The sequence below is a fragment of the Paracoccus hibiscisoli genome, from assembly GCF_005048265.1.
GTDB lineage: Bacteria > Pseudomonadota > Alphaproteobacteria > Rhodobacterales > Rhodobacteraceae > Paracoccus > Paracoccus hibiscisoli.
On record NZ_SUNH01000006.1, the window covers coordinates 202,523 to 214,131 of the forward strand.

10 protein-coding genes, 1 tRNA gene and 1 pseudogene are annotated in these 11,609 nt (G+C 68.5%); 4 read left to right on the forward strand and 8 right to left on the reverse strand.

Features of this window, described 5'->3' with window-relative positions; all coding sequences use genetic code 11:
- Positions 1-517: 517 nt before the first annotated feature.
- The 4 genes from FA740_RS05065 to FA740_RS05080 are packed head-to-tail and all read right to left on the reverse strand — an operon-like array spanning position 518 to position 6,336.
- On the reverse strand, positions 518-1,153 hold the full coding sequence (locus FA740_RS05065; RefSeq protein ID WP_169306219.1) for an aminotransferase class IV: 636 nt from the start codon (positions 1,151-1,153) through the stop codon (positions 518-520).
- Complete coding sequence (locus FA740_RS05070; protein WP_136855685.1) at positions 1,114-2,247, reverse strand: aminodeoxychorismate synthase component I; 1,134 nt, start codon at positions 2,245-2,247, stop codon at positions 1,114-1,116. Before FA740_RS05070 ends, FA740_RS05065 begins: the two co-directional genes overlap by 40 nt.
- Complete coding sequence (mfd, locus tag FA740_RS05075) at positions 2,244-5,723, reverse strand: transcription-repair coupling factor (RefSeq protein WP_136855686.1); 3,480 nt, start codon at positions 5,721-5,723, stop codon at positions 2,244-2,246. The genes FA740_RS05070 and mfd overlap by 4 nt, the downstream gene beginning before the upstream one ends.
- Positions 5,724-5,763: 40 nt before the next feature.
- Positions 5,764-6,336 carry a hypothetical protein gene (locus FA740_RS05080; protein WP_136855687.1) on the reverse strand — a complete coding sequence of 191 codons (573 nt, stop codon included), beginning with the start codon at positions 6,334-6,336 and terminating at the stop codon, positions 5,764-5,766.
- Positions 6,337-6,430: 94 nt separating this feature from the next.
- Here FA740_RS05080 and hemB point away from each other — a divergent pair, with 94 nt between their 5' ends.
- On the forward strand, positions 6,431-7,426 hold the full coding sequence (hemB, locus tag FA740_RS05085; protein WP_045982965.1) for a porphobilinogen synthase: 996 nt from the start codon (positions 6,431-6,433) through the stop codon (positions 7,424-7,426).
- 70 nt (positions 7,427-7,496) lie between these two features.
- The gene (locus FA740_RS05090) at positions 7,497-8,123 is read left to right on the forward strand and encodes a lipid-binding SYLF domain-containing protein (protein ID WP_136855688.1); all 627 of its coding nucleotides are present in this window, start codon (positions 7,497-7,499) and stop codon (positions 8,121-8,123) included.
- Here FA740_RS05090 and FA740_RS05095 read toward each other — a convergent pair.
- The 3 genes from FA740_RS05095 to FA740_RS05105 form a co-directional block, all read right to left on the reverse strand.
- The gene (locus FA740_RS05095) at positions 8,120-8,824 is read right to left on the reverse strand and encodes an intradiol ring-cleavage dioxygenase (protein ID WP_136855689.1); all 705 of its coding nucleotides are present in this window, start codon (positions 8,822-8,824) and stop codon (positions 8,120-8,122) included. The genes FA740_RS05090 and FA740_RS05095 overlap by 4 nt on opposite strands.
- Before the next feature lie 67 nt (positions 8,825-8,891).
- Entirely contained in the window at positions 8,892-9,536 is a 645-nt protein-coding gene (locus FA740_RS05100) for a GntR family transcriptional regulator (RefSeq protein ID WP_136855690.1), read from the reverse strand.
- 31 nt (positions 9,537-9,567) lie between these two features.
- Positions 9,568-10,263: a M48 family metallopeptidase gene (locus FA740_RS05105; RefSeq protein ID WP_136855691.1), complete on the reverse strand. Its 696-nt coding sequence runs from the start codon at positions 10,261-10,263 to the stop codon at positions 9,568-9,570.
- A gap of 97 nt (positions 10,264-10,360) precedes the next feature.
- Between FA740_RS05105 and FA740_RS05110 the strand changes: the two genes are divergently transcribed.
- Positions 10,361-10,678: an FYDLN acid domain-containing protein gene (locus tag FA740_RS05110; protein ID WP_136855692.1), complete on the forward strand. Its 318-nt coding sequence runs from the start codon at positions 10,361-10,363 to the stop codon at positions 10,676-10,678.
- Between the two features lie 191 nt (positions 10,679-10,869).
- Positions 10,870-10,945: transfer RNA gene (locus tag FA740_RS05115), tRNA-Ala, on the forward strand.
- A 78-nt stretch (positions 10,946-11,023) separates the two neighbouring features.
- Here the strand turns inward: FA740_RS05115 and FA740_RS05120 are convergent.
- Positions 11,024-11,609 (reverse strand): annotated as a pseudogene (locus FA740_RS05120) (IS5 family transposase); the annotation flags it as partial.

An 11,609-nucleotide genomic window follows, 5' to 3' on the forward strand; every position in this document is an offset into this window, starting at 1 on the left:
CCTGTGTAGAAACACGCAGCCGCGCCGCGCCATCGGGCCACACCCGGACGCGTGATCGACTGGCAGGCGCCAATCTGCCGGTCTTGCGAGAGGGGTTGTTGGCGGCACGGCCTGTAACCACACCGCCACCATACGACGCGCGTGATATAGCCTTGCAGTGCCAACGTCGTCTCCTCGGGGTGATCGATATCGCCCCCCGGACCTGACGTCGCCCGGATCGCCAGCTTCGAACCGCCGGTAGGCAGGGTAGCATGGCTACCGGCATCGCCGTTGGTGCCCGCCATCTCGCCCACCATACGTCCGCTCCAAGCCGCCAGACACGCGGCGCCGATGGGCCAGGCCCAAACGATGCCACATCGGCTTTGCCAAGGCAGAACCTCCGACCTGATAGCACCCTCCGAGCCAAGGTACCCCTTGCGCGGCAGCACGACCCGCAGGCGGCGCCGTGCTGCGGGGTTCGGGGGCGGTGCCCCCGCGCAGACCGGACCCCTTCGATGGGGGTCCGGTCTGCTCCGGCTCAGATCAGGCGGATCGGGATCAGCCCGCGCAGGGCATTGCCGCAAAAGGCCTCGCCCTGCCGAAGGTCGTCCGGCGACAGGACCGCCTCCTGCGCCTGCCCGTCACGCAGCAGGTGCGCCCGCAGAACGCCGGGCAGAAGGCCGCAGGCCAGCGCCGGCGTCACCAACCGGGCGCCGCGGCGCAGAAAGACGTTGGTGATCGTGCCCTCGCACAGCGCGCCGTCGTGGTTGCACAACAAGGCCTCGTCCGCGCCGGGGGGAAGCGCGGCGCGCGCGGCCTCGTAGACCGGGCGGTTCGAGGACTTGATGCCCAGCCAGAGATTGGACGGATCAAGGCGCAGCGGCGACATCACCACGTGCCAACGCGGCGGGTTCGGCGGCAGCGGCGCATGGGTCAGCGCCACCGCCCCATCCGCCGCGACCGCCAGACGCGCGCGCAGCACCTGGCCGCGCGGCAGCCCGGCCAGCGCCGTCCATACCCGCCCCTCGTCCAGCGGAAAGCCCACCGCGGCGCAGCCCCGACGCAGCCGATCGCGATGCAGGTCCCACAGGGGGATGCGCCCATCCGCCTCGGCGCGCATCGTCTCGAAAACGGTCAGATCGTCGGGAATGGGCCCAGGAATGCGGATTTGCACAATGCCTCCTCCCATTCCGGTCCGGCCTCGCTGTCATGGATGATGCCGCCGCCGACGTTCAGGCGCAACCGGTCCGGCGCCTCGAACCAGGGCGAGCGAATCGCGACGCTGAACCGCATCGGCCCTGACGGATCGACCCATCCGATGGCCCCGCAATAGATGTCGCGCGGGGCGGCCTCCAGTTCGGCGATGATCTGCATCGACCGGATCTTGGGCGCGCCGGTGATGGACCCACAGGGAAACAGCGCCCCGAGGACCTGCGCCAGCCCCACCCCCGGCAGCAGCTGCCCCTGCACGGTCGAGACCATCTGATGCACGGTCGCATAGCGTTCGACATGGAACAGCTGCGGCACCTGCACGCTGCCGGGGCGGCAGATGCGGCTGATGTCGTTGCGCAGCAGATCGACGATCATCAGGTTTTCGGCCCGGTTCTTTTCCGAGGTCTGCAGGGCCTGCGCTGCGGCCATATCCGCGGCGGGGTCGGCCAGGCGGGCGGCGGTGCCCTTCATCGGGCGGGTCAGGATGCGCCGCTGATCATCCACGGCAAAGAACAGCTCGGGGCTGCGCGACAGCACGATGGGGCCGCCCAGATCGACGAACGCCCCCTCGCCCACCGGCTGCCGGGCCGCCAGCGCGGCGTAAAGGGCCAGCGGATCGCCCGACACCTCGGCCGTCAACGGAAAGGTCAGGTTGATCTGATAGGTATCGCCCGATTCGATATAGCCATGCACGGCTGCGATCGCGGCGTCATATCGCGCCCTGTCCCACAGCGGACGTAGCCTGCCAAAGCACGCCTCAGCCCCCGCAGCAGGCAGCGGCGGCGCGGGTTCGGGGCCGTCAAAAACGCCCATCAGGATCAGCGGCATCCGCCGGTCAGCAGGCATCAGATCGGCCAGGCGCGGGGTCAGCGCGTAGCCCAGTTCATAGGACAGATACCCCGCCAGCCAGCAGCCCCGCGCCTGCGCCGCCTGCATCGCGGCCAGCGCCGGACCCACGCCCTGCGGCGCGTCGGCCCGGATCACCGCCTGAGGCCGGGTGAACAGCGTGCCGCAGCCCAGGGGTCCGGTGTCGAACCGGATCAGGCCGTCGCTCACGGGGCGGGCTTTCGGGCGGCGCGGCCTTCGCGGATCTTGGCGGCCAGGTCGCGGGCAACGGCAAAGGCACCCTTGATCCGCTCGCCATCCGTGGCGAAATCGCGCTTGAGGACGATCTTGTTGTCGGTGACCTTGGCGGTGCCCCGCTCGTCGGCCAGGAAATCGACCAGGCCCGCGGGGTTCGGGAACTTGTCGAGGTGGAACTGGACGGTGATGCCCTTGGGGCCCACATCCAGCTTGGCGATATTGGCGCGCTTGGCCATTGCCTTGATGCGGATCACCAGCAACAGCGTGTTCACCTCTCGCGGCAGGGGGCCGAAACGGTCGATCAGCTCTGCCGCGAAGCCCTCCAGCTCCACCTTGGTGGTCAGCTCGGCCAGACGGCGGTAAAGGCCCAACCGCACATCCAGATCAGGGATGTAGCTGTCGGGAATGGTCACCGGCACACCCAGGTTCAGCTGCGGCGCCCATTCATCCTCGGGCGTGCCCTCCAGCTCACCGGATTTCAGCTTGGCAATCGTCTCCTCCAGCATCTGCTGGTACAGCTCAAAGCCGACCTCCTTGATATGGCCCGACTGCTCCTCGCCCAGCAGGTTGCCGGCGCCGCGCAGGTCCAAGTCCTGGGACGCCAGGTTGAAGCCCGCGCCCAGCCCGTCGATGGAGCCCAGGAATTTCAGCCGCCGCATCGCCTGCGGGGTCAGCGGCACGCGGGGTTTCGTGGTCAGATAGGCGTAGGCCCGCGCCTTGGACCGCCCGACCCGGCCGCGGATCTGATAGAGTTGCGACAGCCCGAACATGTCCGCGCGCCAGACGATCATCGTGTTCGCGGTCGGGATATCCAGGCCCGATTCCACGATGGTCGTGGCCAGCAGCACGTCATGGCTGCCGTCGTAAAAGGCGTTCATCCGCTGATCCAGATCGCCCGCCGCCAGCTGGCCGTGGGCGACGATATAGTTCAGCTCGGGCATGTTCTCGGTCAGCCAATGCTCGACCTCGGGCAGGTCGGTCAGGCGCGGGACGACAAAGAACGACTGCCCGCCGCGATATTTCTCGCGCAGCAGCGCCTCGCGGATGGTGACGCTGTCGAATTCGCTGACATAGGTGCGGATGGCCAGGCGGTCCACGGGCGGCGTGCTGATGACCGACAAATCACGCACGCCGGTCAGGGACAGCTGCAGCGTGCGGGGGATGGGCGTCGCGGTCAGGGTCAGGACGTGGATGTCGCTGCGCAGCTCCTTCAGGCGTTCCTTGTGGGCGACGCCGAAATGCTGCTCCTCGTCGATGATCAGCAGGCCGAGGTTCTTGAAGCGCACGCCCTTGGCCAGCACCGCATGGGTGCCCACGACGATGTCGACCTGCCCGTCCGACAGGCCGGTGCGGGTGGCCGCGGCATCCTTGGCGCTGACAAAGCGCGACAGCGGACGCACGGTGATCGCGGTGCCGCGGAACCGTTCGACGAAACTGCGGTAATGCTGGCGCGCCAGCAGGGTCGTGGGGGCCACCACGGCGACCTGCATCCCCTGGCTGGCGGCGATGAAGGCTGCGCGCATCGCGACCTCGGTCTTGCCAAAGCCCACATCGCCCACGACCAGGCGGTCCATCGGGCGGCCCATGGCCAGATCGCCGGCCACATCCTCGATGGCGGACAGCTGGTCGTCGGTCTCGCTATAGGGGAAACGCGCGGCAAAGGCCTGCCAGTCGTGATCCTCGGGCTCCAGCACGGGGGCGGGGCGCAGCAGGCGTTCGGCGGCGACGCGCATCAACTTGTCGGCGATCAGCTTGATGCGTTCCTTGAGGCGTGCCTTGCGGGCCTGCCAGGCGCCGCCGCCAAGGCGGTCCAGCAACCCCTCCTCGTGGCCGTAACGCGACAGCAGCTCGATATTCTCGACCGGGACATAGAGGCGGTCGCCGCCCGCATATTCCAGCGCCACGCAGTCATGCGGGACCTTGAGCGCCATGATCGTCTCGATGCCGGTATAGCGGCCGATGCCGTGTTCGACATGCACGACCAGATCGCCCGGCGACAGGGTCTGGGTGTCCTTGAGGAAATTGTCGGCCTTGCGCCGCTTTTTCGCGCCCCGGATCAGCCGGTCGCCCAGCACGTCCTGTTCCGAGATGACCGCGATCCGCCCCAGGGCGGTGCCGTCCGCGACGAATCCCTCCTCCAGCGGCCAGACGGCCAGACCGATGCTGCCCGCCGCGTCAGACAGGTCGCGCAGATCGGCGATGGGCTTGGCACCCGCCAGCCCCTCATCGGTCAACAGTCCCGACAGGCGATCGCGCGCCCCGTCCGAAAAGCTGGCGATCACCACGCGGTGCGTGCGCGCCAGCGTCTTGACGTGACCGGCCAGCGCGCTGAACAGGTTGATCTGTTCGGCCTGGCGTTCGGGCGCGAAATTGCGCCCCGGACGCCCGCCCGCATCCAGCACGCCGGGACCGGGCGGCTGGTTCAGCACCGACAGACGCAGCACGCGGTGCGGGGCCAGCCAGGCGGCCCATTCCCCTTCCGTCGGGAACATCGCGTCGGGGGGGATGGGTTTATAGACGGTGTCGCTGCGGCCCTTGGCGGCCATCGCGGCGCGGCGGGCCTCGAACTGTTCGCGGATCGTATTGCGCCGCGCGTCGATCACCTGGCCGATATGGTCGTCCAGCACGACCGACGCGCCGGGCAGATAGTCGAACAGGCTCTCCATCCGGTCGTGGAACCAGGGCAGCCAATGCTCCATGCCTGCGGTCTTGCGGCCCGCGCTGACGCTTTCGTACAGCGGGTCGCTGGTGCCGCCGCCATGCTCGGTCCGGTAATTCTGGCGGAACCGGGTGATCGAGGGCTCGTCCAGGATCACCTCGGACATGGGGGCCAGTTCGACCCGGTCCAACTTTTCGGTGGTGCGCTGCGTGTCGGGATCAAAGCGGCGCGCCCCGTCCAGCACGTCGCCGAACAGGTCCAGCCGGATCGGCCCGGTGGTGCCGGGGGGATAGATGTCGATGATGCCGCCCCGGATCGCATAATCGCCGGGGTCGGTCACGGTCGCGGTCTGCGCAAACCCCATGCGGACCAGGAAATCGCGCAAGGCCGCTTCGTCGATGCGGTCGCCCACGCGGGCGATGAAGGCCAGCCCGGTGACCAGATCCCGCGCGGGCAGGCGCTGCAGCACCGCGTTCAGGGTGGTCAGCAACACGAACGGCCCCCTGACCCGTCCCTGGGCCAGGCCCGCCAGCGTGGCCATGCGCGCGGCCTGCACCTCGGCCGCCGGAGAGACGCGGTCATAGGGCGTCGTGTCCCAGGCCGGGAAATCCAGCACGGCCAAGTGCGGCGCGACAAAGGCCAGGGCGGCGCGCATCGCCTCCATGCGGCGGTCGTCGCGGGCCACGTGGATCACGGGGGCCCCGCGGTTTTCGGGTCGCGCGGCCTCGCGCGCGATCAGCGCGGCGTCATAGCCTTCGGGCGCGCCGGAGAGGATCAGCTGTTCGGACATGATGGTTGACCTAAGGCCCGGGACGGTGAAGTCAAGCGGGCTAGAAGCCCAACGGATGCAGGACCGTCCACAGCGCCCCCCACAGCGCCGTCACGGCGACCGATATCATCGACAGGATGGTGACGAAACGCTTGTGCCAGATCATCGCGCGGGCGGCGTCGGCGGCGGCCTGCGACACGGGCGCGCGGCCCTCCTGCGCGGCATGGACCAGGGGCACCAGACGGCGCGCCAGGCGCACGCGCATCCAGAACAGCGCCCAGAACGGCACCAGCAGCAGGGTCAGCGCCTGCGCCATCTCCAGCCCGAAGCCAAAGCCCAGCACCGCCAGCGAGGTGATCAGAAAGCTGGTGACGCCCAGAAACACCGCCCCCTCGCGCGGGCCCAACTGCCAGCGCGGCAGGATCAGCGACAGCCAGTCCAGCAGCGTGATGACGGCGGTGCCCTGACCGTCGCCCTGGCCCTGCGCCTGATGGGCGCGCGACAAGACCTCGGTCGGCACGCCCAGCACGCTGCGCCCGACCATGGACCAGGTGCCGATCAGCACCAGCCAGAACCAGATCGAGGAAAAGGACCGGCTGCCCAGAAGCCCCAGCAGGTTGTCGAATTGCGGCACGGGCAGTTCCTTGTCCTTGTCTGCGCGCGACCTTAGAACGGGTTTCGACCAAGGAAAAGCGGCACGGTTGCCCCACCCCAGACAGGAGGCCCGCATGGCCAGTCCGATCATCGCTCCCTTCCCCGCCGGCCGCCTGCGCCGGCTGCGCCGCAATGCCAACATCCGCGCCATGGTGTCCGAACGGAACCTGACGCCCGCCAACCTGATCTGGCCCATCTTCGTGACAGAGGTGGCCGGCGCCGAGGGCGAAATCGCCTCCATGCCGGGGGTCGAGCGTCTGACGCTGGATGGGGCCAGACGCGCCGCCGAACGGGCCGCACGCCTGAACATCCCGGCGATCTGCATCTTTCCCCATTCCGATCAGGCCAGCCGCACGGATGACTGCGCCCGCGCATGGGACCCCGACAATATCGGCAACCTGGCCATCCGCGCGGTCAAGGAGGAGGTCCCCGACCTGGTGGTGATGACCGACATCGCGCTGGACCCCTATAACGCCAACGGCCATGACGGGCTGGTCCGGGACGGAGAGATCCTGAACGACGAGACGATCGAGGCGCTGGTGCGCATGGCGCTGGTCCAGGCCGATTGCGGGGCCGACATCCTGGGCCCAAGCGACATGATGGACGGCCGCATCGCCGCCCTGCGCGCCGCCCTGGAACGTCACGATCACAAGAACGTCGCCATCCTGTCCTATGCCGCGAAATTCGCCAGCGCCTTTTACGGGCCCTTCCGCGATGCGGTGGGGGCGTCGGGTCGGCTGGTGGGCGACAAGAAGACCTATCAGATCAACCCCGCCAATCGCGGCGAGGCGATCCGCTGCGTCGCGCGCGATCTGGCCGAGGGCGCGGACATGGTCATGGTGAAACCGGGCATGCCCTATCTGGACATCTGCCGCGCGGTCAAGGACGAGTTCGGCGCGCCGACGTTTGCCTATCAGGTCAGCGGCGAATACGCGATGATCGAGGGGGCCATCCGCAACGGCTGGCTGTCGCGCGACGCGATGGTGGAAAGCCTGCTGGGCTTTCGCCGGGCGGGCTGTGACGGGGTCTTGAGCTATTTCGCGCCCACCGTGGCCGAGATGCTGGCGTGACGCCCGGCGCTGGCGTATCCTGCCGGGCAACGGGCCGGCACGAGCCCCGCACAGCGACACGAGGCGACACATGAGCAATGCACACAACCTGTCCCGGCGCAGCCTGCTGCTGGCCGGGGGCGCGGCCCTGCTGGCGGCGGGGTGCAGCAACGCGGTCGGCAGCGACGCCGCAGCCCAGCTGGACGCGCGGGTCGATCAGACGCATCAGTATCTGATCGGCACCTATCCCGCCTCGGCGCCGCTGCTGCAGAACGCGCGCGGCGTGCTGTACATGCCCCTGATGACCGAGGCCGCCCTGGGATTCGGCGGCGCCTATGGCCAGGGCGCGCTGCGCATCGGCGGGCAGACGGTCGACTATTATTCCGCGACCCGGGCGACCGTGGGTTTTCAGGCTGGCGCGCAGCAATATGCGCATGTGCTGATCTTTCAGGACGAACAGGCGCTGATGGCGTTCCGCGCCGCACCCGGCTGGACCGCGGGGGCCGGGGCCTATTACGCGCTGCCGTCGGGCGGCATGGCGGTGGGGGCCGACACGTTCAGCGCCCAGTTCCCGGTCGTGGCGATGATCTTTGGCCAGTCGGGCCTGATCGCGGGCGCGGCCATCGAGGGCACGAAATACACCCGCGTCATCCCCTCGGCCCTGCCCGAGGTCCAGTTCGGCACCCTCAGCCTGCCGCCGATGGGCGCGGGCGGCTAAAGCAGCGCCGCGCGGTCCCCGGCCAGCCCGATGACCATCGCGGCGTCAAAGCCCCCCTCGACCTGGGTCACCTCGGCATAGGCGCCCTGCCCCGCCCGGCGCGCGATGCCATCCTGATCGTTGAAGATCCGGCCCCGCGTGCTGGCGCGGGCATAATCGGGCAGCTGGTCAAACACCGCCCGGCTGAAGCGGTCGGGGAAAAAGATCTGGCCGGTCAGCAGGTCGCGCTGACCCAGCAGCACCTTGAAATGCACATGCGCCGTGCGACCGCGATACCAGCCCGGCCAGATGCTGCGAAACGCCACGCGCCCGGCCTGATTGGTCATCTGCGCGCCCCGCAGGAACGTCGCCCCGCGCATGTCGCCCTGTTCCTGCCCCGGATAGCCGCTGTAATTGCCCTGCGCATCGCAATGCCAGACATCGACACGCGCCCCTTCGATCGGGCGGCAGGCGGCATCCACGACCTGCAGCCGCAGCGCCATCGGGTGGCCCCGCTTGCCGTCGCGGATGTCGCCGCGCATCAGGCGGGGGTCGAAATAGAACGGCCCCTCGGTCGTCCGGGGCGTCAGCTGGCAGACATTCGCGGCGATCAGATGGGCGGCGCGGGCCTCCTGCGCCAGCGCCTGCCCCACCGCGCCGATCCCCAGGACCGACGGGGCGGCCAGGGCCAGGCTTTGCAACAGCTGACGGCGGTCGATCATGGCGGCATCTCCTGTGGTGCGCGGCCCATGATGCCCGCCCGGGCCCCGGCGCAAAGTCACATTGCCGTCAGGCCCCCTCGGTCGAGGTCAGGTGCCGCAACCCATGCGTCACATCCGCCCGCACCGCCAGGCGCAGCGCAGGTTCGTCGCCCGCGCGCAGGGCGGCCAGGATCATCCGGTGATGGCGCGGCGGCTCGTTGCGTTTGACGCGCCCATACAGCGCCCGCATCGTCGGCCCCAGCTGCAGCCATATGGTCTCCAGCATGGCCAGCATGGCCGGGGCCTGGGCGCGCAGATACAGCATCCGGTGGAATTCCAGGTTGCAGCGGATATAGCCCACCGCGTCATGACGCTCGACCGCGTCGGCGATGCGGCCGTTCATCAGTGCCAGCCGGTCGATCAGCGCGAAATGCGCGCGCGGCAGGGCGCGGGCGGCCAGCTCGGGCTCGATCAGGGCGCGCAGCGCGGCCAGCTCCTCGATGCGGTCGTCGGTCAGCGCGGGCGTGGCGACCCGGCCCGACCCCGACAGGGTCAGCGCGCCCTCGGCCACCAGGCGGCGGACAGCCTCGCGGGCGGGGGTCATGGACAGGTGGTGATCGCGGGCGATGCCGCGCAGGGTCAGCGCGCGGCCGGGCGGCAGCTCTCCCAGCATGATCTGGCTGCGAAGGCTGCGATACAGGCGTTCATGCGCGGTGGGATCGGTGGGGCTCATGGCCTTGGTGTGATCACGAATCACCGCCCCGTCAATCGCGGAAGCGCCACAGCATCAGATCGCCGCCCTGGGCACGCAGCCAGGCCCTGTGGGGGGCATGGCCCGGCATCAGCGCCTCGACCTGCGCCCAGAACCGGGCCGAGTGGTCCATATGCGCCAGATGCGCGACCTCATGGGCGGCGACATAGTCCAGTACCGCGGGCGGCGCCATCGCCAGACGCCAGCTGAACATCAGCCGCCCGTCATGGGTGCAGCTGCCCCAACGCGACCGCGTGTCGCGCAACACGATCGCCCGATAGGGCCGCCCCAGGTCGGCCGACAGCCGGTCGCAGGCCGCCCGCAGCCGCAGCAGCGCCAGCTGTTTCAACCAGGCGGCGGCCGTGCTGCCCACGGGTCGGCCCTGCGGTACCAGCAGGCGGTCACCGTCGATCCGGGGGCGGCACAGGTCGGCGGGCGTCAGGATCAGCGCTCGCCCCTCGACCGGCAGGGCGGCGCCCGCGACCGCCTGCGCCCGGGCGGGCAGACGCGCCACCGCCGCCCGCAGCCAGTCGCGGCGCGACCGCGCAAAATCCTGACCCTGCGACAGCGGCACGCCGACCGGCAGCGTCAGCACCGGGTCCGACCCGTCGCGCGGCACCCGCAGCGTCATCCGACGCGCGCGCCCCGAGCGGCGCAGCTGCACCGCCAGCCCCTCTTCGATGGTGATCCGCTGATCCACGCTTGCCATGCCCGCCTCGGCCTGCCAGATAAAGCCTTTGACACCCTCTGGCCGCTATGGCAGGGGAACGCCCGATTTCCCCTAATCGCGGCTGAAGGAGAATACCATGCCCAAAGAGGAATGGGGCACCAAACGCCTGTGCCCGCATTGCGCGACCCGGTTCTATGATCTCAAGGCCGATCCGATGACCTGCCCGGCCTGCGGCAACACGTTCAGCGTGGACAGCCTGACCGATGGCCGCGGCAAGACCCTGGTGACCGAAAAGACCGTGGCCGCCACCGAAGACGACGACCTTGTCGACGACGAGGAGGACATCGCCGATGACGCCGCCGAGATCGACGACGATCTGCTGGAGGAGGACGATGACGACGGCGACGTGTCGCTGGACGACATCGCCGATGTCGCCGGCGACGAAGAAGAATAAGACCCAAGGCCGCGCCCCAAAGGCGCGGCCTTTTCCATTGCGGCACCGCGCCTTGGGGCTGTTTTTCCGGCCCTGCGACGGGCGCATCGAAAATCTCTCCGGGGCTGCGGATTTTCCGCTTGCGCCCCGCGCCGCCCCCCCCTATAGACCCCACACGCGGCGGCGCTGAAGCGCTTCGCGGACCTCACGGTGGGGCCATAGCTCAGTTGGTAGAGCGCTTGAATGGCATTCAAGAGGTCAGGGGTTCGATTCCCCTTGGCTCCACCATTTACATATTATCGTTTCAGTTCAATAAATTAGAGCTAGATTTATGCCTAGCTGCTTAGGTTCAGGACTCGTTCTTGATCACAGCCAGAACAGGACGGTTACGGCCAATGCGATTGCGGAGAGGTAGGTTTCCGGGCACCTGTCGTAACGCGTGGCGACACGTCTGCAGTCCTTCAGACGACCGAACATGATCTCGATACGATTGCGCCTTTTATAGCGCCGCTTGTCGTATTTTACGGTCTTTTTGCGGGATTTCCGGCCGGGGATGCAGGCGCTTATCCCTTTGTCTTCCAACGCTTCTCGCAGCCAGTCGGCGTCATATCCCCTGTCAGCCAGAAACTAGTCCGCCTTCGGCAAGCTGCCCAACAGTGCTGCCGCACCGGTGTAATCGCTGACCTGCCCTGCCGAGATGTGGAACCGGATGGGACGGCCTTTCGCATCGGTGACAGCATGCAGCTTCGTGTTCATGCCGCCTTTCGTTCGGCCGATCTGGCGACCCCGCCCCCCTTTTTCGCGCGCAGGCTGCAAGCCGTGCGATGCGCCTGCAGATACGTGGCATCGATCATGATCGTCTTGGGATCGGCGCCTTCGGCGGCCAGACCGACCATGATCCGCGCGAAGACCCCATTATCGCTCCAACGCTTCCAGCGATTGTAGAGCGTCT